23 protein-coding genes and 1 riboswitch are annotated in these 25,459 nt (G+C 40.1%); of the genes, 2 read left to right on the top strand and 21 right to left on the bottom strand.

The annotated features are described in order from the left end of the window. Positions 1-6 precede the first annotated feature (6 nt). The 3 genes from plsY to BPOF4_RS07420 all read right to left on the bottom strand — a co-directional run bounded on the left by plsY (position 7) and on the right by BPOF4_RS07420 (position 2,847). Positions 7-633, bottom strand: a complete 627-nt coding sequence (gene plsY, locus BPOF4_RS07430; protein ID WP_180316875.1) for a glycerol-3-phosphate 1-O-acyltransferase PlsY — start codon at positions 631-633, stop codon at positions 7-9. Positions 634-671: 38 nt separating this feature from the next. Beyond that, positions 672-1,985: a ribosome biogenesis GTPase Der gene (gene der, locus BPOF4_RS07425; RefSeq protein WP_012958482.1), complete on the bottom strand. Its 1,314-nt coding sequence runs from the start codon at positions 1,983-1,985 to the stop codon at positions 672-674. Positions 1,986-2,217: 232 nt separating this feature from the next. After that, positions 2,218-2,847 (bottom strand): YphA family membrane protein, encoded by a 630-nt coding sequence (locus BPOF4_RS07420; protein ID WP_012958481.1) that lies wholly within the window; start codon positions 2,845-2,847, stop codon positions 2,218-2,220. Between the two features lie 126 nt (positions 2,848-2,973). Here BPOF4_RS07420 and BPOF4_RS21600 point away from each other — a divergent pair, with 126 nt between their 5' ends. Further along, positions 2,974-3,108, top strand: coding sequence for a YpzI family protein (locus BPOF4_RS21600; protein ID WP_012958480.1), 135 nt, complete (start codon positions 2,974-2,976; stop codon positions 3,106-3,108). A 42-nt stretch (positions 3,109-3,150) separates the two neighbouring features. On the opposite strand, the gene fni is transcribed toward BPOF4_RS21600, so the two are convergent. The 12 genes from fni to prsW form a co-directional block, all read right to left on the bottom strand. Next, the gene (fni, locus tag BPOF4_RS07415; RefSeq protein WP_012958479.1) at positions 3,151-4,200 is read right to left on the bottom strand and encodes a type 2 isopentenyl-diphosphate Delta-isomerase; all 1,050 of its coding nucleotides are present in this window, start codon (positions 4,198-4,200) and stop codon (positions 3,151-3,153) included. 17 nt (positions 4,201-4,217) lie between these two features. Beyond that, on the bottom strand, positions 4,218-5,375 hold the full coding sequence (gene rpsA, locus BPOF4_RS07410; RefSeq protein WP_012958478.1) for a 30S ribosomal protein S1: 1,158 nt from the start codon (positions 5,373-5,375) through the stop codon (positions 4,218-4,220). 87 nt (positions 5,376-5,462) lie between these two features. Beyond that, positions 5,463-6,068, bottom strand: a complete 606-nt coding sequence (locus tag BPOF4_RS07405; RefSeq protein WP_012958477.1) for a lysophospholipid acyltransferase family protein — start codon at positions 6,066-6,068, stop codon at positions 5,463-5,465. Beyond that, positions 6,069-6,743 (bottom strand): (d)CMP kinase, encoded by a 675-nt coding sequence (cmk, locus tag BPOF4_RS07400; RefSeq protein ID WP_012958476.1) that lies wholly within the window; start codon positions 6,741-6,743, stop codon positions 6,069-6,071. It abuts the gene before it with no gap. A gap of 187 nt (positions 6,744-6,930) precedes the next feature. Further along, entirely contained in the window at positions 6,931-7,599 is a 669-nt protein-coding gene (locus BPOF4_RS07395; protein WP_012958475.1) for a flagellar brake protein, read from the bottom strand. A 122-nt stretch (positions 7,600-7,721) separates the two neighbouring features. Further along, positions 7,722-9,080, bottom strand: coding sequence for a germination protein YpeB (ypeB, locus tag BPOF4_RS07390; protein ID WP_012958474.1), 1,359 nt, complete (start codon positions 9,078-9,080; stop codon positions 7,722-7,724). Positions 9,081-9,098: 18 nt separating this feature from the next. After that, on the bottom strand, positions 9,099-10,145 hold the full coding sequence (locus tag BPOF4_RS07385; protein ID WP_012958473.1) for a cell wall hydrolase: 1,047 nt from the start codon (positions 10,143-10,145) through the stop codon (positions 9,099-9,101). Positions 10,146-10,388: 243 nt separating this feature from the next. Then, entirely contained in the window at positions 10,389-13,835 is a 3,447-nt protein-coding gene (gene metH / locus BPOF4_RS07380) for a methionine synthase (protein ID WP_012958472.1), read from the bottom strand. Positions 13,836-13,917: 82 nt separating this feature from the next. Next, entirely contained in the window at positions 13,918-15,744 is a 1,827-nt protein-coding gene (locus BPOF4_RS07375; protein WP_012958471.1) for a bifunctional homocysteine S-methyltransferase/methylenetetrahydrofolate reductase, read from the bottom strand. Between the two features lie 12 nt (positions 15,745-15,756). Continuing rightward, positions 15,757-16,878, bottom strand: a complete 1,122-nt coding sequence (locus BPOF4_RS07370) for a methionine biosynthesis PLP-dependent protein (RefSeq protein WP_012958470.1) — start codon at positions 16,876-16,878, stop codon at positions 15,757-15,759. Between the two features lie 87 nt (positions 16,879-16,965). Next, positions 16,966-17,068: riboswitch (SAM riboswitch) on the bottom strand. An 81-nt stretch (positions 17,069-17,149) separates the two neighbouring features. Further along, positions 17,150-17,314, bottom strand: coding sequence for a hypothetical protein (locus BPOF4_RS22425; RefSeq protein ID WP_012958469.1), 165 nt, complete (start codon positions 17,312-17,314; stop codon positions 17,150-17,152). 22 nt (positions 17,315-17,336) lie between these two features. Beyond that, on the bottom strand, positions 17,337-17,984 hold the full coding sequence (gene prsW / locus BPOF4_RS07365; protein WP_012958468.1) for a glutamic-type intramembrane protease PrsW: 648 nt from the start codon (positions 17,982-17,984) through the stop codon (positions 17,337-17,339). Positions 17,985-18,149: 165 nt separating this feature from the next. On the opposite strand from prsW, the gene BPOF4_RS07360 reads away from it, so the two are divergent. Beyond that, complete coding sequence (locus BPOF4_RS07360; RefSeq protein WP_012958467.1) at positions 18,150-19,118, top strand: asparaginase; 969 nt, start codon at positions 18,150-18,152, stop codon at positions 19,116-19,118. Between the two features lie 20 nt (positions 19,119-19,138). On the opposite strand, the gene BPOF4_RS07355 is transcribed toward BPOF4_RS07360, so the two are convergent. The 6 genes from BPOF4_RS07355 to BPOF4_RS07330 all read right to left on the bottom strand — a co-directional run bounded on the left by BPOF4_RS07355 (position 19,139) and on the right by BPOF4_RS07330 (position 25,447). Further along, positions 19,139-20,110, bottom strand: coding sequence for a YpdA family putative bacillithiol disulfide reductase (locus BPOF4_RS07355; protein ID WP_012958466.1), 972 nt, complete (start codon positions 20,108-20,110; stop codon positions 19,139-19,141). Between the two features lie 87 nt (positions 20,111-20,197). Beyond that, positions 20,198-21,460: a Glu/Leu/Phe/Val family dehydrogenase gene (locus BPOF4_RS07350; protein ID WP_012958465.1), complete on the bottom strand. Its 1,263-nt coding sequence runs from the start codon at positions 21,458-21,460 to the stop codon at positions 20,198-20,200. A 229-nt stretch (positions 21,461-21,689) separates the two neighbouring features. Beyond that, positions 21,690-22,607 carry a D-alanine--D-alanine ligase family protein gene (locus BPOF4_RS07345; protein WP_012958464.1) on the bottom strand — a complete coding sequence of 306 codons (918 nt, stop codon included), beginning with the start codon at positions 22,605-22,607 and terminating at the stop codon, positions 21,690-21,692. A gap of 202 nt (positions 22,608-22,809) precedes the next feature. Next, positions 22,810-23,409 (bottom strand): genetic competence negative regulator, encoded by a 600-nt coding sequence (locus BPOF4_RS07340; RefSeq protein ID WP_012958463.1) that lies wholly within the window; start codon positions 23,407-23,409, stop codon positions 22,810-22,812. 126 nt (positions 23,410-23,535) lie between these two features. Next, positions 23,536-24,441, bottom strand: a complete 906-nt coding sequence (locus tag BPOF4_RS07335) for a MerR family transcriptional regulator (RefSeq protein WP_012958462.1) — start codon at positions 24,439-24,441, stop codon at positions 23,536-23,538. Positions 24,442-24,703: 262 nt separating this feature from the next. Beyond that, a complete protein-coding gene (locus BPOF4_RS07330) occupies positions 24,704-25,447 on the bottom strand; it encodes a metallophosphoesterase (RefSeq protein ID WP_012958461.1) in 744 nt (247 codons plus the stop codon). Positions 25,448-25,459 lie beyond the last annotated feature (12 nt).

Below are 25,459 nucleotides of genomic sequence, written 5' to 3'. Positions count from 1 at the left end.
TACTTCCTAGGAAGCTTCTTTTTTCTTTCCAATCTTGCTCTCAGTTCCTGTCAGCAAGCGTTGAATATTGGTACGATGTCTCCAAAATGAAAGAACCGCTACTAGAATAGATAAGATAATGTACATCTGAGGGATTTGGTACGTTTCCATCAGCAAGTAGGCAAAAGCAGGTGTTAAAAGAGCAAATAACAGCGAACCTAGCGAAACATAACGCGTTAAGACAATACTAATAATAGCAATAATTCCGGCAAATAAAGCAGGGAAGAAAACAAGCGTCGCAATAACTCCGATGGTCGTAGCGACCCCTTTTCCCCCTCTGAAGCCATAATAAACAGGCCAGTTATGCCCTAAAATAGCTGCTAAACCTGCAAGAGCTGGAAACACACCGCTTTGGTCTGAGGCAAGCAAAATCCCAATCCATACAGCAATAATCCCTTTGACAATATCCAAAGCAAGCACAGAAATGGCAGGACCGATTCCTAAGACACGCAAAGTGTTCGTTGCTCCGGCATTGCCGCTGCCATGCTGTCTGATATCAACTTTCTTAATCTTCTTAGCAATTAAATAACTAAAACTGATCGAACCAAGTAAATAACCAATTAAAATAACAACGAGCAGTAACAATATAGTCATAGTCTCCCCCAGTTCTAACTATGATAAGTCATTTCCAGTTAGTCATTTTTCTTTCTAGCAATAATTTTAATAGGTGTTCCCTCGAATTCAAATGTCGCACGCAGACGATTTTCTAAGAAACGTTCATAAGAAAAGTGAAGAAGCTCTGGCTCATTGACAAAGAAAACAAAAGTTGGCGGCTCTACTGCAACTTGAGTCACATAATTAATACGAAGTCTCTTTCCTTTGTCAGTTGGAGTAGGATTCATTGCTACAGCATCCATAATTAAGTCATTTAAAACATTCGTCGGTACACGCAAGTTATGATTTTGAGAAACTTTCTTTACCATAGGCAGCACATGTTGCAGGCGCTGTTTTGTTTTAGCTGATGTAAATAAAATTGGTGCATAAGATAAGAATAAAAATTCATCTCGAATTTTCTGTTCAAATTTCTGCATTGTTTTATCATCGCGCTCAATCGCATCCCACTTATTGACTACGATAATTACAGCTCGTCCTGCCTCATGTGCATAGCCTGCAATTTTTTTATCTTGTTCAATAATGCCTTCTTCAGCATTAATAACAACTAAAACGACGTTAGAACGCTCAATGGCTTTTAATGAGCGCAGCACGCTGTATTTCTCTGTACTCTCATATACCTTTCCACGTTTACGCATCCCTGCAGTATCAATTAAGACGTAATCTTGACCATCTCTTGTGAAAGATGTATCAATAGCATCTCTTGTGGTACCAGGAATATTACTGACTATCACTCGTTCCTCACCGAGCATCGCATTTACTAACGAGGATTTACCGACATTGGGACGTCCGATAAGTGAGATACGAATCGTATCAGGATCATAATCATCTTCTACTTTTTCAGGGAAGTGCTTTAATACCTCATCGAGAAGATCACCAAGCCCTAAACCGTGCGACCCTGAAATAGGGAACGGATTACCGATACCAAGAGAATAAAACTCATATAATAAATCATGCATATCAGGGTTATCTACTTTATTAACCCCTAAAACAACCGGCTTTTTAGATCTAAATAAGATCTTCGCGACTTCTTGGTCTGCACTCGTAATTCCTTCTCGTCCATTTACGATGAAAACAATGACATCTGCTTCTTCAATCGCAAGCTCTGCCTGTTCGCGCATTTGATTCAATAATGGTTCATCCGCAAGCTCAATCCCGCCTGTATCAATCAGATTAAATTCACGATCTAACCATTCACCGTGACTGTACAAGCGGTCACGAGTTACTCCTGGCATATCTTCGACAATGGCTACTCTTTCTCCTACTATTCTGTTAAAAATGGTTGATTTTCCAACATTAGGACGCCCTACTATGGCAACGACTGGTTTCGTCATAATTGTCCCCCGACCTTTCTTATGTAAAATACATCGTTTTTTTGTATTAGTTAAAATGATTAATTGATGGAGATAGACTCCGCCTGTAACCTGTTCATTCTACTAAACCTCAATGAGATTGTCGAGACCTTGGTTGAAAACAATCGTTCAAAACAATCGTTTCAATCAACCTTTTTGCTCGCTATTTTCATTTTTTGATTATATTAATAACGAAATAAATCACAACGATTTATTATTCAATGCGATCTTCTTGCGCAATCATATTCCGAATTGGTTGTTGTTTTCGCTGCTTAATCCATTCACCTACATTTTCAGAAAGCATATGCAATAACCATCCTCCCCCGATGACAACAGTTGAGAGCGCCAGCACATCTAAAACATAAAAAGAGCCAAATGCATGGGAAGTAAACGTCTTAATCGCAGCCAGTCCATATAAAAGTTCCCCGTGCAGCAACCCTACTACCGCAATGAGTATTCTCAAGCTCCATTTCCCAGCCAGCATACAAGACAGACAAACCACGATGGCCATTGACATAAGCCTCCCATCAATTAAATGAACAACCGGATCGTAAATGGCTACTAATTGAAACGTGGCATAAGCCGCGGCTACAGCTAGTACGGCAATCACTATATGCAACAATCTCATGACTTTCACTTGAGAAATAAAACCATAAGAAACACCGATTAAAAATAAAAAGCCTAAACTGACCTCACTTGAAAATACTGGGATATAAATTGGACTTACTATTAATGTAATAAATAAAAATATAGCAGAAGCCGTTCTTAAAGACGTTTTATTCCAAAAAAATGTGACAATACAAATATAGATCCAACCTATCCAATAAAAATATACACCTTCCATTAAACCCACCTCCCTTGCTTTAGTATCGACAATCCAACAAAAGCTAAACGTGAAAAGAAATAGGTTCTACATGAAACAAACGAAAGTGGACATACTAAAAATTGCAATATGAAGGGAGGGGAGTATATGGGACGTGATCGCCAAGAGCGCAAATTAAAAGCTTCTCACCGTGTCGAATCAGATCGTGATCAAAGTTTATCCAATAAAGGAGCAAGCAAGCTCCAGAGCCCTGAAGAAGCTAGAGAAAATCAACGGCCATAAGACAAAAAAGGTTGAATAAGGGTTTTCTCCTCATTCAACCTTTTAGCGTTTAAGATATCGATCTAGGGGAATCCCCCGCTGCTCACACCATTCTTTTGTGCTCCCGCCTATGACTAAAGGGACTTCTTTCAGCTCACTAAGTGAAGATGCGCCTAATGCAGTCATCAACATTTTAATATCTTTATGAATAAAATTGATCTCTTCGATAAGGGCATTTTGGCCTTCTTCCATTAATATTTTTAGGAAGTAGCCTGCAAAGCCTGTCGCATCGGCTCCTAGCGCAATCGATTTAACTACATCTAATGCAGACTGAAGACCTCCCGATGAAATTACTGATATCCCCTTAGCAGCTTCTGTCACTTCTATAATAGAACTGGTTGTATTTATGCCCCAATCATCAAAATAGCTTAGCTTACGTTCTCTTCTTGCATTTTCAATTCGAGAGAAATTCGTTCCGCCGAACCCGCCGACATCAATCATTTGAACTCCGATAGATGCTAATGTTTCAGCCGTCTCCCTGCTCATACCGTATCCTACTTCTTTAATGATTAACGGGACATCAATCGCATCTTTGATTTTTTCAATACGAGTCAGCGTATGTCTAAAATCTCTGTCTCCTTCTGGCATCACAAGTTCTTGAATTACGTTAAGATGAATTTGCAGAGCAGAAGCCTGAAGCATGTCGACAGCCCTTTTGGCTTGGTCTGCCGTTGCTTCACTTCCTAAATTAGCGAATACGACTCCATTTGGATGGGTCTGCCTGACAATTTCATAGCTTTTTCTCTCTTCCGGATCTCGTATGGCTGCCATTTGCGACCCTACAGCTATTCCAATTCCGCATTCAGAGGCGACTTCGGCTAATTGCTGGTTAATCATTTTCGTCCGCTCGCCGCCGCCGCCGGTCATGGCATTGATAAAAATCGGCGAACTTAATGAAAGTCCGCCGATTTCAGAGGAATAATCCACTTCATCAACAAAAGCATCAGGAATACTATTGTGGACAAAACGAATGTGTTCAAAGCCATGAGTGCGCTCTTGCCCCGAAGAAAGAGCATGTTCGATATGATCTAATTTTCTTTTTGCACGACTCATGTACATCACCTAATCAATTAAGATTTGTATTTTTTCAATTGATCTCCTATCATGTCGCCAAGAGAAAACCCGCTTGGTTCTTCTTCTTTATTCGCCTCATACGCGGCATAATCTCCATCATTCGTATCGTCTTTTAAAAGCTCACGAATGCTTAAAGAAATACGCTTATCATCAAGATTTACATCTAACACTTTCACTTCAACCTTTTCACCTTCAGTTAAAACTTCTGACGGTGTGCCGATATGGCGGTTGGCGATTTGAGAAATGTGGACCAGACCTTCGACTCCTGGTGCTACTTCAACAAATGCACCAAATGACACTAAACGTCTTACTGTTCCTTCAATGACATCACCAGTTGAAATTTGCCCCGCTACTTCTTCCCACGGTCCAGGCTGTGTATCTTTAATAGACAGTGATACACGCTCGCTGTCTGGGTCAACAGATAAGACTTTCACCTTAACCTTATCCCCTTCATTTACAATATCAGAAGGCGTTTCAACACGGTGGTGCGCAAGCTGAGAAATATGCACAAGTCCATCTACTCCGCCCACATCTACAAATGCACCAAAGTTTGTCAGACGCTGTACAGTTCCTTCAACTGTATCTCCCGATTTAAGTGATTGAAGGACATTTTTCTTCTTTTCTTCAAGCTCTGCATCTAGTACGGCCCGCTGCGATAAGATTAGTTTATTATTTTCTTGATCCAGCTCTTCTACTTTCAGACGAAGTTCGCGCCCTTTATAATCCGAAAAATCTTCTACAAAATGACGTTCAACTAAAGAAGCCGGAATGAAACCTCTTACGCCTACATCTACCACTAAACCGCCTTTTACTACCTCAGCTACTTCAGCAGTAATAATTTCGCCTTTTTCTTGTTGCTTACGTAATTGATCCCATGCTTTTTCAGCTTGTACAGCACGCTTTGAAAGAATCAGCTCATCGTCTTCTAGTTTAAGAATTTTCATTTTCAATTCATCATCTACAGAAAGAACATCACTTACTTTTTCGACATGCAAACTAGAAAGCTCGCTGATTGGTACAATGCCTTCCACTTTAAAACCAACATCAACCAATGCTTGTTTGTCTTCCACTTTTGTTACCTTTCCAGTAACAACATCCCCTACAGCTAATGACTTCATTTCTGCTAGTTGTTCATTGTTCATTTCTTCACCCATGACTTTTGCCTCCTTCAATCTCCGCTAAAGCGGTATGTATACGTATTATATAAATTGAACTCTCACATATAGCGAGAAAGTATTTAACTACGTAAGAGTAGACTTAACTTCCTTAGAATGCAGCTCAATAAGCTGACCAATTTCATCCATAATGATCGCTGTCGCATCATCAGCAGAACGCTTCTCTAACCGAATTTGTTCAAAATCCATCGGCTTTCCATAAATTAATTTTAATGGCTGTCCTTTTTTGTAAGGTCCTACAATGGCACAAGGGACAACTGCCGCATTCGTTCTAAGAGCAAAGAACCCGGCACCTGCAAGGCCCTTCCCAAGTTTGCCATCCTTGCTCCTCGTTCCTTCAGGAAATAAGCCAAGCATTTCGCCTTGCTTGAGAAAATCCATCCCTTTACGCAGGGCTTGCTTATCACTCATTCCTCTCCTAACAGGGAAGGCGCCGAGTTTTGGCAGAAGCGACTTTAAAATGGGTTTTTCAAATAACTCTTGTTTGGCCATATAACGGATAGGACGACTAATATACGCGCCTAATAGAGGTGGATCTAGATTACTTATATGATTGCAGCAAAGCAGCACACCACCATCAGCAGGAAGATTTTCGGCACCAATCACTTCAACTTTGTACTTACTTGAAAGGTACATTCTACAAATACGCTGACCAATTTGATATAAACCCATTTAAGAAGCACGCTCCTTCGCTAAATTGATAATGGAGGCCGCAACTTCTTCAATCGACATAGAGGTCGAATCAATTTCAACCGCATCATTTGCTTTTTTTAATGGAGCAAATTCTCTAGTTGAATCTAATTCGTCTCGTCTGGCTATATCTTTTTTTAGCTCTTCAAGATTAGATGGGAGTCCTTTTTTCACTTGTTCTTCATGCCTTCTTCTTGCACGCTCTTCTACTGAAGCAGTCAAGAATACTTTTAACTCCGCATCAGGAAGGACGTATGTTCCTATATCCCTTCCATCTAACACCGCATCTGTACCTTTTGCGAGAGTACGCTGTCTTTCCACCATTTCAATTCGAACAGACGGATGACTTGCCACTAAAGAGACGTGTTTATTCACATCATCGGTCCTAATTAATTCTGTTACATCTGCCTTATTTACGTAAACGAGAACCCCGTTTTTTGTATGCTTTAAATCAATATCGATTCCTTCAAGTAATTGATCGAGAGCATCCTCATCTTCTAGGTTAACATTTTTTTCAAGTGCTGCATAAGTTAATGCTCGATACATGGCACCTGTATCAATATATAAGTAAGAGAGTCTTTCAGCTACTAGCTTCGCAACCGTACTCTTACCTGCTCCTGCAGGGCCGTCAATAGCAATATTCATTAAATTATTCATCTATTCCACACCTCATACAATCTTCCCAAAACAGCTAGCACAGAACGGCTATTCCATTTTATTCAACGGTAAATTTTCAGATACCTTCATCATATCACACTCGTATATCTCGGTCTAATACTAGCTTGCTCGAATTATTGACAAATTGAGGCCGGCATATTTTTGCTAGTGATTTAGTCTCTGCATGCTAGTCGCGGTTCTTGCGTCTAAGGACAACTTGTCGTTCAAAACAATACCTAACAATTTGATCCTGATCCTTTTGGTTAACGTCAATAAACTGCAACGAAGCACGAGTTTTGGCCTCAGGTCTAGGCTTGTAACTCCGTACGACCCTGCAACGTGCTCGTACATACTGATTTTCGCTTTTTTGCATAGGAAGAACGATTGTAATATCTACTTGAGTATCCACTGAAAGAACGACTTCATCAGGCAGTAATACAGCACATCCTCCCCCGCTAATGTCAACAGTTACTGAAGTAAATGGCTTAAACGCATCATCAATAGAATGAACGGCTACATCATTCGCCGCTTCAACCCTTACATAGTTCCTTCTTTGAATACGGTAATACTTGTCTTTACCTGGATCCATTAAAAATAAAACAGGAATATTCCGTTTTTCACGACCTATTACCTCAGTATTAAATTCATACACCACATTTGCTTCTGTTATAAAAGAAGCCTTTAACTTTGTCCCATCTATTAAGAAGCTGGGTTTTTCTGTTTTTTGATCTATAGGATAATCAATAATACACAAGCCTTTGCTTTTATCAACTAAGCGGCAGCGCATCTTCTTGCTCTCCTTATCTTTTGAGTCCTCTATCGTTTCTAATTGAATCGTTGTTCCGATCTCAATCATCAAAACCCTCCTCTGACACCATGACCTGACAGTCCTATATCTTTTTACTCATTATCTCACGGAATAAAAAAAAGAAGAAGCATTTGCCGCTTCTTCTTTTTAATAAATTAGATGATATTTAATTAAGAGAAATCATACACACGCTCAGCACGCTCTAATCTGTCTACTTTTTCTTCTTCCCCGTCATCAGCATTGATAAAGATTCGATACGTATCGTCTTTAATCGTTCCAATGAATTCATAGCATAATACTTCATCACCTAAGTCATTTTCAATAATAGCAAGGTGATCTTCCATGACTGAAACATTAGGATTCACACTTGTTTCAGCTTCTTCTAGCGTAAGTTTAGGCTCTTTAATGTCACGCTCTTTGTGATTGATTAAATAGTCCTTCGCTTCATAACTGATAATGCTTCCATCATCTAACGCCACTTCAGTCATAACTGCATCTGTATAAACCCGTACATTATTATCAAGGTAGACAAATTCAAACATCCCAATAGAATCATATTGCTTGCTGTCAATCAACTGCATATTCTCCATGTCATTTTCATTTAAGAACTCTTGTGCCTTATTTGAAGCATCATTTAAGCTGATTTTCGGTTCGGCTATTTGGCGTTCCTGTAAAAACCAAATAGGATGCCCGCCTTCAACACTCATATCCATATAATAATTTGTTTCATGATCAGGGTCATCAATCACTAAACTATAAGCCGGATATACCAACCCTTTACCAGTATCCGCTACATGGACAGCAGCACGGTCACTTAGATCTAAATACTTACGCGCGATATCTTGGGCTTCTTCTTTAGACACTTTTTTCTTTCCAGATAATGCACGCTTTAACTCACCATTTAAATCTTCAATAGAAGTTAACCCGGCGCCCCATTCAACTTCACTGTAACCCTCAATGTTTTTATTCATTACTTCAAAATTATTTACAACAAGGTTATCAGATGGTTCCTCAGTTGTAGCCGCTTGAAGCTCTTTATCAATATCTAGCCATCTTTGACCGTTTTTTAAGACGTAGGCTTGCGCTTCACGCATTTCTTCTCTAATTTCATGAGAGTGGTCGTACAACTTATTAAGCGTCTCATATTCTTTATCTGTTAAAGGCTCTTTATCAAGATCTCTAATAGAGGTTTGATAAGAAAACTTTCCAATTTTATAAAGGAACTCTTCCGTTTTTCCAAGCTGCAGGGAGTTTAATGGAAGCTGGCCTAGTTCGGCTTGAGCTAAGCTTGTTATACGCCACACCTCTGCAAGGGCAGGAGTTAACTGACGACGTGTGTTCATTGCAAGTGTCGCTCCAAGCTCATCTTCAATTTGATCTAAATGAAACGTGAGATCATGGAAGGCACGCTGATAGTTATTTTCAGCATTAATAGAGAGCACCTGTTTTTGTTCCTGTTCTTGAAAACCCCAGTACCCTAATGCAATCACTGCGACTGCAAGCAACCCAATAATTATATTACGTATCATTTTTTTCACCTCCAATGATTAATGACAGAAGATATGTTTCCCAATCTTTTTAATTTGTGGTCTAGACCAAATCCAGCCTGATGTAGCTGTATCTGGATTGAAATAATACATTGCATTACCTGAAGGATCTTGCCCATTTAACGCGTCTAGAACAGCGCGCCTTGCTGTATCATCAGGTGTCATCCATATTTGACCATCAGCTACCGCTGTAAAGGCACGCGGTTCAAAGATTACTCCTGAAACAGTATTAGGAAATGTAGGGCTATTAATTCGGTTAATAATAACAGCAGCAACTGCTACCTGCCCTACATAAGGCTCCCCGCGTGCTTCCCCGTAAACAGCTTGAGCCATTAGCTGCAAATCGTTGTCAGAATAACCCGGCGGTACATTTGTTGCTTTTTCAATATCTGCATCGTTGTTTTGATCTTCTGGTGTTTCTTCCTCAGGAACAGGTGCTTGTTCAGGTGTTTCAGGAGCCGGTGCCGCTTCACCAGGTGCTGGTGCTGGTGTCTCGCCCGTTTGACCGCCGCCTGGTGCTGGTGCTGGTGCCTCGCCCGTCTGACCGCCGCCTGGTGCTGGTGCTGGTGCCTCGCCCGTCTGACCGCCGCCTGGTGCTGGTGCCTCGCCGCCTCTTCCTTTTCTCATTTGTTTGTCACGGCTTCCTTTTGGACCTTTTTGAATCTTTTTAGGCGTGCCGCCGTAATGAGTAAATTTTCGTCCTTCATTTAATGCCCGCTTAACAAATTGCTCATTATACTCTGTTGATTTCGCTAACATTTCTTTCATCTCTGGCCCTACAAGACCGTCAATATCCAGCCCGAATTCATATTGATAGTTTCTAACAGCCCAATACGTACCCCAGCCATATACACCATCAATTTTCCCATTATAAAAACCAATGTACTGAAGACGCGACTGTAGTTCAACGACATCATCCCCCGTTGCCCCTTGCTGAATGACTTGATCTGTAAATGCATGTGTTGGTGTGCTTGTAGCCACTAAAAGCGCTGCACATACGGTTAAAAGAGCAAGAGTAAATCTTGAGTAGAACTGATGACTCTTCATGCTGTTATTACCCTCCTTAAGTTACAAATTCTTTGCTCGATGAGTAGTAGTTTCTCATCTCCTCTAATCGTATTGTTTGTACAGTCCCATTTTTTATACGAATGAACCTAACTTTTCTTCCCTTGCCCCGTTAATGGCAGGTTCGCACATTTAGTGGGAGTTAAGTTAAAACCACGACAAAAAACCAGCCATACGTTGACTACGTATAGCTGGCTGCTTTTTTAATAAAAGGGAATACTCATTTTATGCTAATACATTGAAATATCTACCTTCTGGATGGGCAAAGACCATCGCTGTAACAGATGCTTCCGGTTCCATCATGAAACCGTCTGTTAATTGAACGCCAATTTTTTCAGGCTTAATCAAGTCGAATAACTTTTCTTGGTCTTCTAAGTTTGGACAAGCAGGATATCCAAACGAGACACGAACCCCTTGATACTTAGCAGCAAACCTCTCTGCCATAGTGAAATCAGTCGAGTCAGGGAAACCCCATTTATCACGCATCAGCTGGTGTACCCGCTCAGCAAAGCCTTCTGCTATTTCTAGAGCAGCTGCTTGAATAAGGTGGCTGAATAAATAATCACCATTCTCTTTTGCTTCCTCAGCCAGATCCCTTACTCCGTTTCCAGCTGTTACTGATAAAAATCCTACATAATCCATTTCACCACTTTCTTTTGGACGAAGATAATCCGCCAAACATAAAAACGGCTCATGATTTTGTCTTGGAAAACTAAATCGATTAATTTCGGTTTTCTTATCGTTAGGATCATAAATAATGACATCATTACCGTCTGCTTGTGCAGGGAAGAATCGATACATTCCGTTTGCTTTAATGATGCCTTCTTTCTTAATACGTTTAAACAATTCATCAACTTTCTCTTTTAATTCAACAGCGCGTGAATCACCCTCTTCAAGCAAGCGGCTTACTTTCCCTTGCAGCCCTAAATGTTTTCCAAGAAGCATCTGTAAATTCACATACGGCTCGAGGTGGCTTAAATCATAGTCACGCAAAATATGTTCATCAAGATCCTCAGGAATAAATAACGGACCATCTGCCGCCACTTTTGAGCGGACCGGCTTCTCTAATACTTGTACTGCTGCCTCCCTTTGAGGTCTTACTTGTTCTTTTAAAGAGCGTTTTTCACTTATTTCAAGCGCTAGTTTCTGTTGATCTTCAGGCTTCACTAATTTATTTGCTAGTTCAAGCCCGTTCATCGCATCTTTTGCATAGAGGACAAGCCCGTCATATTCAGCAGCAATTTTAGTGTCCGTAAATTTACGAGTCAAAGCAGCCCCGCCCACTAAAATAGGGATCGAAATATTTTGTTGACGAAGATCCTGTGCCGTTAATACCATTTGCTGAGCCGATTTCACAAGCAAACCAGATAATCCTACTGCTTTTGGATTCTCTTTTTTGATCGCTTCAATTAATTCATTTGACGTTACTTTAATGCCTAAGTTAACAATTTTGAAACCATTATTTCCCAGGATGATTTCAACAAGGTTCTTACCGATGTCATGCACATCACCCTTCACAGTAGCGAGCAAGATTTTACCTTTACCATCATCATCCGCTTTTTTCTCCATATGAGGTTCAAGGTGGGCAACTGACGCTTTCATGACTTCAGCACTTTGGAGCACTTCAGCAACGATCAGCTCATTATTATTAAATAAACGGCCAACCTCATCCATACCATCCATTAAAGGACCATTTATAATATCTAATGCATCCGAGTAAGATTTAAGAGCTTGATCGAGATCTTTATACAATCCTTCTTTCGTTCCCTCTACTACGTAAGCTGCCAAGCGCTCTTCTAATGTCATTGAAGACGCTTCAACCTTTTTCTCTTGTTTCTTCCCTCTATAAAAAGCTGTAAATTCAGCTAAGGATTCATCCGTTGTTTTAAATAATAACGTTTTAGCCATTTCTTTTTCTTCCTCAGGAATCGAGGCATAGCGTTCTAATTTTTCGGTATTTACAATCGCATAATCGAGTCCGGCCTGTGTACAGTGATAAAGATAAACAGCATTTAAAACTTCCCTGCCTACAGGGGGCAGTCCAAACGAGACATTACTTACACCAAGAATCGTTAAGCATTCAGGTAATTCCTCTTTTATCAAGCGAATTCCCTCAACCGTTGCTTCAGCAGAGCCGATATATTGCGCATCCCCCGTTCCTACGGGGAAAACAAGCGGATCAAAGATAATATCGGATGGCTTTAGCCCATGCTTATTTACTAGAAGATCATAAGACCTCTTGGCCACTTCAAGCTTTCGTTTTGCTGAAACAGCCATCCCCTCTTCATCAATGGTTCCTACAACAACTGCTGCGCCGTATCTTTTTATTAAAGGAACGATCGCTTCAAATCTCTCTTCCCCATCTTCTAAGTTAATGGAATTGATAATCGCTTTTCCTTGAGAGTAAGTTAGAGATTTTTCAATAACAGCCTCATCTGTAGAATCGATCATTAACGGTACTTTCACCTTATTAACAACATGACTCAAAAAGGCTTCCATATCTTCAAGTTCTTCACGATCAGGGTCAGCTAGACAGATATCGATTACATGCGCACCACGCTTCACCTGTGCACGAGCAATTTCTGATGCCTCTTCATACTTCCCTTCAGCAATCAGCCGTTTAAATTTCCTCGACCCGATGACGTTCGTTCGCTCACCTACGAATAGAGGACGCATACTGTCATCATAAATAAGGGGCTCAATACCAGAAACAGCATGACCACGTTTCTCTTCTAGCTTTCTCGGGGCAAATCCATCTACAGCCTCGACCATTGCTCGGATATGTTCAGGTGTTGTCCCGCAGCAGCCGCCGACAATATTTAACCAGCCTTTTTCAGCAAATCCCATTAATTTTTTCGATAGAGAGCTTGGCGATTCATGATAATGTCCTTCTTCATCAGGAAGCCCTGCATTCGGGTAACAGCTTACAAACGTATTAGACAGCTCCGATAAGGAACGAATATGGTCCCGCATAAATTCAGGACCCGTTGCACAATTTAAGCCAACGACAGTCGGCTTCATATGTTCAAGCGATAAATAAAAGGCTTCAATTGTCTGGCCGGCAAGCGTTGTACCCATTGGCTCAATCGTGCCTGACACCATAATCGGCACCTTTACATCAAGTTCAGAGAATGCACGCTCAATACCGACGTATGCAGCTTTTACATTCCTCATATCCTGGCTTGTTTCAAGTAATAATAAATCGGCTCCACCAGAGAGCAGCCCTCGTGCTTGCTCATGATAAGAGTTGATTAAAGCGTCAAAGGTGGTGCCTCCTGTTACCGATAATGATTTGGTTGTCGGACCCATCGCACCTGCTACAAATCTCGGTTTTTCAGGAGCAGAAAATTCCTTAGCTGCTTTCTTTGCAATCTCTACAGCTACACGGTTAAGCTCTTCTGCTTTAAATCCTAAATCATAATCGTCTAATACAATATCTGTTGCTCCAAATGTATTTGTTTCAACAATGTCCGCACCTGCTTCAAAGTAAGCACGATGAATACCTTCAATGACATGAGGCGCTGTTTCATTTAAGTATTCATTACAACCTTCATATTCCTCGCCGCCAAAATCTTCTGCCGTAAGGTTTGCTTGTTGAAGCATTGTCCCCATAGCTCCATCTAGTACAAGGATTCTCTCTTTAAGTTGTTGTTCTAATAATGATTTTGGCATGATTAACTCTCCTTTTTAAATCCATACAAGTCCAAAAATTTACATTCCTATCATACATCTCGTAAAATACAGCTCAAAGTGTTTAATTCATTAATTTAGCCGTTGATTTCTGCTCAATATAGGCTGTTAACTCAGCTGTAATTTCATATCGCAGAAACGGTGTAATTAAATAAATACCGTTAAAATACTGTGTAGCTGTATCAATTAATGATTTTGCAATCTTTATTCCTTCTAATTGAGCACTATCTTTTGTTTCACAGGAAGCCATTGATCTGCGAATTGAATCTGTAAGCTTAATACCCGGCACTTCATTGTGAAGAAATTCAGCGTTTCTTGAGCTTGTCAGCGGCATGATCCCGACATAAATTGGTGTATCTAAATGTTTTGTTTCATGATAGAACGCTTCAATTTGTTCCTCGCTGTACATAGGCTGCGTCATAAAGAAGTCAGCACCACTCTCTATTTTCTTCTCCATTCGCTGAACTGCTTTATCCAAGTGCCTAACGTTAGGGTTAGAAGCAGCAGCAATAGAAAAATTAGCTTTCTGTCCAAGATCTTTACCTGAGAAAGATATGCCTTCATTTAATTGTTTCATTAATGAAATAAGTTGAAAAGAGGTGACATCATACACCGAAGTAGCCCCCGGGAAATCCCCCACTTTTGTCGGATCTCCGGTCACAGCCAGCACATCATTAATACCGAGCGCATGCAGCCCCATCAAATGCGACTGCAGCCCAATTAAATTACGGTCTCGGCAAGTTACATGTACAAGCGGCCTTACATCTTCTTTTATTTGGGCGGCCAGAGCCATATTGTCAATCCTCGGAGAAGCAAGTGAATTATCCGCCAGAGTCACCGCATCCACTCCTGCTTCTTTTAAAACTTTTGCACCCTTTATAAATTTTTCAGTACTTAATTTCTTAGGAGGATCGAGCTCAACGATCACTGAGCGTCTTTTCTTAGCAATATCAGATAGCGGCACTAGAGAGCGAGGAAACTCTATTTTCTTTGTAACTTTTTCCAAAGAAGGCGTAACCCATTTCTCCTCCACAGGTGTTCTACGCTCTGCTACTTGACTAAAGGCTCTAATGTGCTCGGGAGTCGTACCACAGCATCCGCCAAGAAGGCGTACCCCTTGATTCACAAACTGCTCACCCATACTCTCAAAATATTCAGGATTTGAATGATAAAACAATCTTCCGTCTTGATATTCAGGCAAGCTGGCATTTGGATAAACGGACAAATACGCACGCTTTGGCAGCGGCACATCTTCTAATGAACGAAGCATGTGGCTTGGACCCATTCTGCAGTTTACCCCTACAACATCTGCTCCTGCTTTCTCTAGCTCCCCAATTGCTTCTTTCAGAGAAACCCCGCCATGAAGCACCCCGATTTCACCTAGTGAAACATTAGCAATTATAGGGAGCTCCGATTGGTTCCGAACGATATTAATTGCTCCTAGCAGTTCATCTAAGTCATAAAAAGTTTCTAACAATATACCGTCTACATTTGATGCAAGCAAGGCCTCAATTTGTTCTTCTAATGCCTCTAGAACTTCTTCTTTCGTCCATTCCTCTTGATGGAAATTTTGCAATCCACCGACTGTTCCGACAATAAATATGCCATTAGGGCCAGCTTCTTTTGCAAGCTTTACTGCTTCTTGATTGATGATTTTAACCTTTTCACCAAGTCCATACTTCTCGAGTTTTAAGCGATTGGCAGCGTACGTATTCGTTTGAATGATTACAGCACCTGCTTCGATATATTGTTTATGTGCATCTATAATTCTATTTGGGTCTGATAGATTCAGCTCCTCAAAGCATTTGGAAATCCCTTGTTCATAAAGAAGAGTCCCCATTGCACCGTCTCCAACTAATACTTCATTTTTCATTTTTTCTATAAAAGTCATGCGGACACCCCCTTACACATTTGATTTCGATTTAGCTGCATACGTAATGGCTTGCTCTAAATCATTTATAAGATCTTCTGCTCTCTCAATCCCTACTGAAAAACGAAGAAGTCGATTACAGACGCCATTTTCAACCCTCACGTCTTCTGGAATATCTGCATGTGTTTGGGTTGCTGGATAGGTCATTAAACTTTCCACACCGCCTAGGCTCTCTGCAAAAGAAATCAGTTTTAATTGCTGCAAGAGCGGATTCACCCATTCCTCATCTTGAATACGAAACGATACCATTCCGCCGCGTCCTGGATATAATACATCTGTAACATGCTCATTTTTTTCTAAATATTGAACGACAGCTTTCGCATTCTCTTCGTGCTTTTCCATACGGAGGGCTAGAGTCTTCATCCCGCGAATTAAAAGCCATGAATCAAAAGCACCGAGTGTTGCGCCAATTCCATTATGATAATATCCAATTCGCTCAGATAATTCTTTGCCTTTTGAGACGACGAGACCTGCGATTACGTCATTGTGCCCTCCTAGATATTTGGATGCACTATGAACAACGATATCAGCACCTTCTACAAGCGGCTGTTGTAATAAAGGAGTGTAGAACGTGTTATCAACGATCAATAATAGCTGATGTTTTTGACAAATAGCTGCAAGTGACTTAATACAGGCTTCTTGCATCAAAGGATTCGTTGGAGTCTCTATAAACAGTGCTTTTGTTTTTTCATTGACAGCCGCTTCTACTTGAGCTAAGTCCCTCGGGTCAACATAAGAGAAATGAAGGCCCCATCTGCTCCATCCTTCTTCAAACAGTCGATATGTCCCGCCATATAAATCTTTAGATGCTAAAATTTCATCCCCCGACTCAAATAACGAAAAGACTGTTTGAATTGCAGCCATTCCAGAGCTGCATGCAAATCCTTGATCTCCTTCTTCAAGGGACGCAATCGCATTTTCTAAAACTTCACGTGTCGGATTGCCCGTTCTTGCATAATCATAACCTGTTGATTCTCCAATACCAGTATGTCTGTAGGCTGTTGATAAGTAAATAGGCGTATTAACAGCTCCAGTATGCTCGCGTCCTCTATTTCCAATCTGAACAACCTCTGTTTTATATCTCTCTTTTGTCATGGTTTCTCCTCCCGATTCCTCCTGATAACTAAAAAAGACACCTTCCTTAAATAAATAAGAAGAAGGTGTCTGTTAAATGCTAGCCTCTTCTTATCTTCCAAGCTTCAGCTTGGTGGAATTAGCACCTGACCAATAATGGCTGGTTGCTGAGACTTCATCGGGCCATTCCCTCCGTCTCTCTTGATAAGAATTCATGTTTTATGAAATTTCTAAATAAACTTTCTACGTTGAACCTAAGTTACACTATCTCACGGGTAATTGCAAGTGTTTTTTAAGATTCAGGTGTTGCATCCACGTGAAGGTCATCATTATTTCCGCACACACATTGTTTAAAGCCCGTCTCATATTCACCGTGATCATTTTCTTTGCCACGTAGAATATATTTTTCCCCGCATTTCGGGCAACGAATGATTACTCGATAACGTTCTCCTACCATCTTTCATTCCCCTTTCTACATTTTAATGATCAAGCTTATTAGCCCATTTTACCTTATTTAACGCTAAGATCCAAAGGCCAACCATAAAAGGTACCAGTCCGATTAAAAAGTACATATCAAATGTCAGCAAAATGAAATCATAGACTCCATGAAGCATAACCGGGATCAATAAGGATAGTAATAGAAACTGCTTTCTTTTGGTGTTCTCCATCTTGGCTCTGCCTAGATAATAGCCCATAATCACCCCATATAATGCATGGCTTGATACAGGAAGCAGCGCACGACCTACCGCAGTCTCTAGTCCATGAGCTAGAATATAGAACACATTTTCCATCGATGCAAACCCTAGTGATAAAGACACACCGTAGACAATTCCATCATAACGACGTTTCATTTGTCCATATTGATATGCAAAAAAATAGAGCATGAACCATTTGAAAAACTCCTCAAAAAATCCATACAAAATAAATGCTTGACTTAGACCAGCCTGTAATAAACCCTCAGCTGTAAAGGCGTACTGCAACACCATAACAGGGAAAACAAGGATAAGTCCAATAATAAAGGTTCTAAACACTAAGGCATTGACAGTTGATTCATATTCATTTCTCAAATAAAAATAAGATAGTAACGCCATTCCTGGTGCAATAGCAGCTGTTAATAGGGCAAACAATGTAGAGCCTACCTTTCTTATACTGTGCAATCATTTATTAATCATACAAATAGTATTTATACAAAATTAGATGGTAATTCTAATGAGTGAGGTATGAAAAGTATGGTAAAATACGTACATAACATCAAGAGAGTCATTCTCGAACGATAAAAAGGAGCATGAAAGATGAAAAAGATACTTGTGTTACATACTGGCGGAACCATCGCTATGCAAGAGGATGAACATGGTGCGGTTACCCCCAATCTAGTAAATCCATTATATTCCACAATTGAATCCCTTTCAAGCATCGCCTCTGTTGTCGTAGATGATTACTTGAACATTCCGTCGCCTCATATGACTCCTTCTCTAATGGTCGATCTGGCCAAACGATTAAAAGAAAGAGTACAAAATGATTCGCTCGATGGAATTGTAGTGACACATGGTACGGATACGCTAGAAGAGACGGCTTATTTACTTGACCTTGTCTTAAACATCGAAAACCCAGTTGTGGTAACCGGCGCTATGCGCTCAAGCAATGAACTAGGATCAGATGGTCCTCACAACCTCATTTCTGCTGTAAAAACCGCAGCAAGTGACGAAGCCTACGGTAAAGGTGTGCTCGTTGTTTTAAATGATGAAATTCATACAGCTAAAAACGTAACGAAAACACATAGTTCTAACATTGCCACCTTTCAAAGCCCTCAATACGGCCCGATTGGAATTGTCACTAAACGAGGGGTAAACTTCCATCATACATTATCGCATAGGGAATGCCACCCAGTTGATTCCCTAACAAAGAAAGTCTCACTGCTTAAAACGTATGCCGGGATGGAAGCTGATATTGTTGAAGCAGTAGCTGATGCAGGAATTAACGGCCTGGTTATTGAAGCTTTTGGACAAGGGAACGTGCCACCGGCCATCATGCCTGCATTAGACCGTTTAATAAAAAAACAAATCCCTGTTGTATTAGTATCAAGATGTTACAGCGGAGTCGTACAGGATACATATGGTTACGACGGAGGCGGAAGAACGCTTAAAGATCTTGGGGTAATTTTTACGAATGGTCTAAACGGACAAAAAGCACGCTTGAAGCTAATGGTTGCTCTTGAACTTACTACTGATAATGAACAATTACAACAAATATTCCTAACATAAAAAAGCCCTAAAGGGCTTTTTTATGTTGAAAATTTTTTCTTTAAATCTTCAGCGATCAACGGTCCATGGTGACGACCATTTTCGATAAAGATTTCATTTGCATTATTGCCAGCTGCAATCACTCCAGCAATATAAACTCCTTCAACATTTGTTTCCATCGTTTCAGGATCTAAAGCAGGACGTCCGGAACCTGCTTCTACTTCCACCCCTATTTTTCTTAGAAAAGAATGATCAGGATGGTAACCTGTCATAGCGAAAACAGCATCTGCCTTCACTGAATATACTTCATCACCGATTGTATATAATACTTCATGATCTGTTATCTCTTTAACTTCTGCATTAAAATGTAGATTTATTTTCTCATTGCGGACAAGTGATTCATATTCTGGTAAGATCCAAGGCTTCACACTGGTTGAATATTCGCTCCCACGATACAATGCACACACTCTAGCCCCTGCTTTCTCGAGTTCAAGAGCTGCATCTACTGCAGAGTTCTTCCCGCCGATTACGACCACATCTAAATCAAAATAAGGATGGGCTTCTTTAAAATAATGATGCACATGCTCCTTATCCTCACCAGGTATATTCATTTTATTAGGGCTGTCATAATAACCTGTTGCGATAATCAGCTTTTGACAAACGTATTCCCGTTTTGATGTACTCACGCGAAACTCACTGTCATCTTGTTTCGTCACCAATTTTACCTCTTCATATGATTGGACACGAATCTTCTTACGCTTCACTACATCACGGTAATAGACTAACGCTTGATTCCGCTTCGGCTTCCGCTCTTCAGTTACAAATGCAACGTCTCCGATCTCAAGCTTTTCACTTGTACTAAAGAATGTCTGATGAGTTGGATAACGATAGATCGCATTGACGATATTACCCTTCTCTATAACAAGTGGAGAAAATCCGGCTTCTTGGCACGCAACGGCAGCTGATAGCCCGCATGGTCCTGCTCCTATAATAATGATGTCTTCTTTGATCAAACTACTCACCTCTCACAACAATGAAACCCGAAAACCCTTGTATCATTGACACAAGGGCAAGGTTAATCTTATTTATAGTATATCAAATTACACCCAGCCACGGAAACGAGAGGCTTCGGCCATCTTACGCACACCAATCATGTATGCGGCTAGACGCATATCTACTTTTCGGCTCTTCGATAAGTTGTAAATGTTTTCAAAAGAACCAACCATAACATGTTCAAGCTTACCTTCTACTTCTTCTTCCGTCCAATAATAGCCTTGATTATTTTGAACCCACTCAAAGTAAGAAACAGTTACCCCGCCTGCACTAGCTAATACATCAGGAACTAACAGGACATCACGTTCTGATAAAATACGCGTTGCTTCCATCGTTGTCGGACCATTAGCAGCTTCTACGACAATTGAAGCTTTAATTCGCTCTGCATTTTCTTCTGTAATTTGATTTTCAATAGCAGCTGGAACTAAAATATCACATTCTAATTCAAGCAGCTCTTGGTTTGTAATGGTTTCTTTAAACAGATTGGTTACCGTACCAAAACTGTCACGACGATCAAGCAAGTAATCAATATCTAACCCTTCAGGATCGTGCAGGGCTCCATAAGCATCACTAATACCAACTACTTTTGCTCCGGCATCATGCATGAACTTCGCGAGGAAACTTCCTGCATTACCAAAGCCTTGGATTACTACTTTTGCTCCTTCAATATCGATCCCTTTTTTCTTAGCAGCCTCACGGATACAAATGGTTACACCTTTAGCTGTTGCAGATTCACGTCCGTGTGATCCTCCTAACACAAGAGGCTTTCCTGTAATAAATCCAGGTGAATCAAACTCACGGATACGGCTGTATTCATCGAGCATCCACGCCATAATCTGCGAATTAGTAAATACGTCTGGAGCAGGAATATCCTTAGTCGGTCCTACTAATTGACTAATTGCCCGCACATATCCGCGGCTTAATCTTTCTAATTCACGGAAGGACATATCACGAGGGTCACAAATAATTCCACCTTTTCCTCCGCCATAAGGAAGATCAACTATTCCAGCTTTCAAACTCATCCAGATAGATAACGCTTTCACTTCTTTTTCAGTAACATTTGGGTGGAAACGTACTCCACCTTTTGTCGGTCCAACTGCATCATTATGCTGAGCTCGGAAACCTGTAAAAATCTTTGTCGAACCATCATCCATTTTAATAGGAATACGCACCGTTAACATACGGATTGGTTCCTTCATTAACTCAAACATTTCATCAGGATAACCAAGCTTGTCCAAAGCCTTTTTAATTACCTTCTGCGTTGAAACAAGCACATCTAAATTTTCAGCTTGCTTACCATTACCTTCCATCTGTTTCACCTCTAGCCAGTGTTCGATGTATTATTTTTTACGCATATGACCGCGTTATCATTCATCACTACTTACTATAATGAAAGAGCTGTCATATTTCCACCTTTTCAGTAAAAAAAACAAGATAACTTATATTTCCGTCCTATTCACACTATTCTTACTACTATTTACCCAAATCTTAAGCAATTAAAACAGACTGATTTAAAATCAGTCTGCCTTTTATTAATGTTTATTTATTTAAAGATAGTTGGACGAATGTTTCAATCATCTCATCATAGGATAACCCAATTTCACGAGCAGCATCCGGATAGAGGCTTGTTGGTGTCATCCCAGGAAGAGTATTTACTTCTAAAATGACTGGAGCTCCTCCATCATCGGGTACAATAAAGTCAACGCGTGAATAAATGTCGCAGCCTAGAGCTTGGTGAGCCAATACAGCATGCTTTTGAACATAATCTGTTTGTTCACTTGTAAGACGTGCAGGAACAATATGCTCGCTCATACCCGCTGCATATTTTGCCTCGTAATCATAATACTTATTTTTTGGTACAATCTCTACTACAGGAAGAGCTTTCTCACGCCCTTTATTCCCCATTACAGCGACCGTCACTTCTCTGCCCTTAATAAATTCTTCAAGCAGTACCGTTTCATCTAGTTTGAATGCTTCCTCAATACCATTTAACAATTCTTCTTCATTCTCAGCAAACGTAATTCCAATTGTAGAGCCTTCTTGGTTTGGCTTTACTACAACAGGAAACGGAATCTCAATTGCCGTCGTTTCAGGGTCGTATGAATGCTTATAAAGCACGTGCTGTTTGGCTATTCTGGTACCTTCTCTCTCAAAGAACAGCTTCGACTTTGCTTTATCCATCGCTAGAGCAGAACCTTGCACACCTGAACCAACATAGTTAATGTTCAGCATATCTAGTAAAGCTTGCACTTTGCCATCTTCACCGTACCTGCCATGCAAACCAATGTAAACTAAGTCGACTTCCAAGTTTAATAAATCTTCTAATCTATCAGGGTGAAAATCAATCCCGATCACTTCATGTCCATTTGCTTTAAGAGCATTAATAATGCCCTTACCAGAGGATAAAGATACTTCTCTCTCTGCTGAAATCCCACCATACAATACAGCAATTTTCATTTGGCTCAACTCCTACTACACATTATGTACCACTAGTATATTCGCCTACTTTATTTTCGGAACTAGTCTCGGTTATTGTACCATAATACCCTTGGCCACGCTTATTAAAAGCACAGGAAAACTGTGAAAGAAAAAGTACCTCAACGAAAAAGCAGAGCTGCACTCAAAAAAAGAAAACCGATGACCATTTGGCACCAGTTTTCTATCGTTTGATAAATGTATGATATAGTTGATAGACAGCTTCATTTTCCATTAATGTCTTACCGTATTCTTTTACTCTGTGTATAGACACGGTCGAGGAATACCCAAATTCAGATAGTAATGCGATAAAAGCTTCTTCGTCTTGGTCAATAATGTCCATATCTTCAAATTTCATATAGTATTGACCGTCAAAGAAATAAAGCTGTCCACCTATCACACCAAATGGATACAGCCTAGAAGAAAGGCCAATGACATCTTCAAATTCTTTAAATGTATAGAATATCTCATCACTCTCATCTAATGTTACCTGCATTTCAATATAGCCTTCCTCAAACCCATCAATATCAAAATCTTCATCTGGAAGCCCTTTTGACACAATGATAACCATTCCTTGCGCCGGCATTGCATACACTTCTACAGCAATCGGCCCATCTACTTTAAAACCTAATTCATCATCTGCTTCAAGCATCATATCTCGAAATAGATCATGTACTTTTGGAACATCCTGCCATAAATCTTCTTTCGTTATTCCTCTTTCCTGCATATCATCAAATGTAAGGAATACTTTAAATTTATCTACATTTAAACGCTCAAGACGCATTGTTAACCCTCCCTTTTCCGAGAGCCTGAAAATGGCTGACTCGTGCCGTAAACATCGTCTTGCTATACGGTATGTGAGGACGTTACAGAAGGTTCGCAAACACGCCTGTGAAACAAACCTAATTATTTATTTAAGGTTGTTTTTTAGCCAGTTTTCCCATTCAGTCTTCGTCTTACCGACAAGATGCGGCTCTAACACTTCTTGTTTTTCATCCTCTAACTCATCAAAGGCATATCCGCCCGTGCCAATAATTAAATGTGGAAACACCTCTTTTAGATGTTCAATTAACTCTATTGTCGCTCTAGCATTAGCAGAAATTGTACAAGAAGTGAAAAACATTTTAGCATTCACTTCACGCAACACCATTTCTACATCATCATTTGGTATACCTGCCCCTAAATAAATGACCTCAAATCCTTTACGTCTTAAAAACAAAGTAAAGATCAACAAGCCAAGCTCATGAGTTTCATTAGGTCCACACACTGCTACTACTTTCGGCAAGAACCCATCAACAGGCAGCCCGTGAAAAATATTACCGATTTTTGTGCGTAGAAAAGAAGTGACAAAATGCTCGTGAGCAGTCGAAATTTCATTATTCTCCCACATATACCCTACTTTCACAAGCAACGTTCCAAGGATATCAATGGTCACCTTATCAATACTAAACATGCTGAACGCTTGGTTTAGGAGCTGATGTGCTTTTGTTTCTTCAAAAGAAAGCAAAGCTTGAAGAATCTCATCTGATAATTGTATTGAGTAGTCTTGATGCTCACTGCTTTCTTGCTGTGGCATCCCAATATTACCTTTCTCAAATAATCCGACAGCTTGTCCGATTGTAAAACCTTTATTTACTTTATCAATTAACCACCGCAAGATGGCAACATGTTCATCTGAATACAAACGATGGCCTGCCGAATTACGTATTGGTTCAATAATTTGATACCTTCGCTCCCAAGCTCTTAACGTTCCTGGTTGTATCCCTAACATGGTTGAAATTGCTTTTATATTGTATTTCCCTTCATTAGAAGCCATATTCTCTCCCCCTATACAAGTTGCACAAGCTCCGTATTTTAGATCTTTGATGTAAGACTTGCTTTAGAGAACCTTGCCTTCGTATCTTACTCCATACTTTTCATGCGATCATTGAATACACTTTGAATACAACCTTTGCCTTAAAGTGGTGCTTTTTAGCTTAGTATAGCGAATGAAGCCCTCTGTGTAAACTTTGTACAATCATTTGTATAATGTGTTCATTTAAATTGTAAGTTATATCATTTATTTATTTTCTTTCATCCTATTTCTTTATTTCAATTATATGTGTTTGTTGAGGCGCTCCAAGCCTAAGCGGCAGTTTAGTAGTCCCGTATCCATTACTAATTAAATGCCACCCTCCGTTTTCTCTTTTCATACCGCCCAGCTCAGCTATACCAAACCTGATTAGTCGGATCTGCCCCCCGTGGGTATGTCCACTTAAAGAAAGTTCAGGAGAGAGCATAGAGGATGCTTCTCTTATAATGTCTGGGTAATGACTGATTAACACAGTGAACATTTCATTATTAATCTCTCTTTGATCTAGCTGCTCATACTCTTCATCAATACCAATTAATTGGATCCTCGATTCTGATTTAGTGATTATTTCGCGTGATTGGCTTAAAATCGTCACTCCATGACGAAGGAGAGTCGTTTCTAGCCTCTGTTTATTTACTTCCTCGTCATTATTTCCCCAAACAAAATAAACAGGAGCTAGTTTTGTTAACTGGCGTAAATTTTCTTCAAGTCTTTCTTGTTTTACTCCTGCCTCTAGCAGATCGCCTCCGATAATGACTATATCAACCGGCTTTGTAAGTTTGTTTATTAGTCTTTCTGACACCCGCCTTTTATGGATATCAGAAATAAAAAAGATACGAAAAGAATTAAGTCCTTCTGGCAGCTCCTCAAATGTTAGAGGATGATGTATTAAACGATTACGAAATGCTTCTATAAACATATAAAACAGCAGCAACACTCCTGCTGCTATGAACAAGTATAGGTAAAACATGCATTTTCCTAC

It is taken from the genome of Alkalihalophilus pseudofirmus OF4 (genome assembly GCF_000005825.2).
GTDB lineage: Bacteria > Bacillota > Bacilli > Bacillales > Bacillaceae_D > Alkalihalophilus > Alkalihalophilus pseudofirmus.
The sequence above is the reverse complement of the archived record's forward strand: the minus strand, read 5'-3'. Positions and strand labels throughout refer to the sequence as shown.

Excerpts from the sequence above, each read along its gene's own strand:
- fni (WP_012958479.1), bottom strand. The coding sequence starts at position 4,200 with ATGAGTCGTGCAAAAAGAAAATTAGATCATATCGAACATGCTCTTTCT.
- cmk (WP_012958476.1), bottom strand. The coding sequence starts at position 6,743 with ATGAATAATTTAATGAATATTGCTATTGACGGCCCTGCAGGAGCAGGT.
- plsY (WP_180316875.1), bottom strand. The coding sequence starts at position 633 with ATGACTATATTGTTACTGCTCGTTGTTATTTTAATTGGTTATTTACTT.
- BPOF4_RS07375 (WP_012958471.1), bottom strand. The coding sequence starts at position 15,744 with ATGACTTTTATAGAAAAAATGAAAAATGAAGTATTAGTTGGAGACGGT.
- BPOF4_RS07340 (WP_012958463.1), bottom strand. The coding sequence starts at position 23,409 with ATGCGTCTTGAGCGTTTAAATGTAGATAAATTTAAAGTATTCCTTACA.
- BPOF4_RS21600 (WP_012958480.1), top strand. The coding sequence starts at position 2,974 with ATGGGACGTGATCGCCAAGAGCGCAAATTAAAAGCTTCTCACCGTGTC.
- BPOF4_RS07335 (WP_012958462.1), bottom strand. The coding sequence starts at position 24,441 with ATGGCTTCTAATGAAGGGAAATACAATATAAAAGCAATTTCAACCATG.
- BPOF4_RS07360 (WP_012958467.1), top strand. The coding sequence starts at position 18,150 with ATGAAAAAGATACTTGTGTTACATACTGGCGGAACCATCGCTATGCAA.
- BPOF4_RS07370 (WP_012958470.1), bottom strand. The coding sequence starts at position 16,878 with ATGACAAAAGAGAGATATAAAACAGAGGTTGTTCAGATTGGAAATAGA.
- BPOF4_RS07330 (WP_012958461.1), bottom strand. The coding sequence starts at position 25,447 with ATGTTTTACCTATACTTGTTCATAGCAGCAGGAGTGTTGCTGCTGTTT.
- der (WP_012958482.1), bottom strand. The coding sequence starts at position 1,985 with ATGACGAAACCAGTCGTTGCCATAGTAGGGCGTCCTAATGTTGGAAAA.
- ypeB (WP_012958474.1), bottom strand. The coding sequence starts at position 9,080 with ATGATACGTAATATAATTATTGGGTTGCTTGCAGTCGCAGTGATTGCA.
- metH (WP_012958472.1), bottom strand. The coding sequence starts at position 13,835 with ATGCCAAAATCATTATTAGAACAACAACTTAAAGAGAGAATCCTTGTA.
- BPOF4_RS07350 (WP_012958465.1), bottom strand. The coding sequence starts at position 21,460 with ATGGAAGGTAATGGTAAGCAAGCTGAAAATTTAGATGTGCTTGTTTCA.
- BPOF4_RS07405 (WP_012958477.1), bottom strand. The coding sequence starts at position 6,068 with ATGGGTTTATATCAAATTGGTCAGCGTATTTGTAGAATGTACCTTTCA.
- BPOF4_RS07345 (WP_012958464.1), bottom strand. The coding sequence starts at position 22,607 with ATGAAAATTGCTGTATTGTATGGTGGGATTTCAGCAGAGAGAGAAGTA.
- rpsA (WP_012958478.1), bottom strand. The coding sequence starts at position 5,375 with ATGGGTGAAGAAATGAACAATGAACAACTAGCAGAAATGAAGTCATTA.
- BPOF4_RS07395 (WP_012958475.1), bottom strand. The coding sequence starts at position 7,599 with ATGATTGAGATCGGAACAACGATTCAATTAGAAACGATAGAGGACTCA.
- BPOF4_RS07385 (WP_012958473.1), bottom strand. The coding sequence starts at position 10,145 with ATGAAGAGTCATCAGTTCTACTCAAGATTTACTCTTGCTCTTTTAACC.
- BPOF4_RS07420 (WP_012958481.1), bottom strand. The coding sequence starts at position 2,847 with ATGGAAGGTGTATATTTTTATTGGATAGGTTGGATCTATATTTGTATT.
- BPOF4_RS22425 (WP_012958469.1), bottom strand. The coding sequence starts at position 17,314 with ATGGTAGGAGAACGTTATCGAGTAATCATTCGTTGCCCGAAATGCGGG.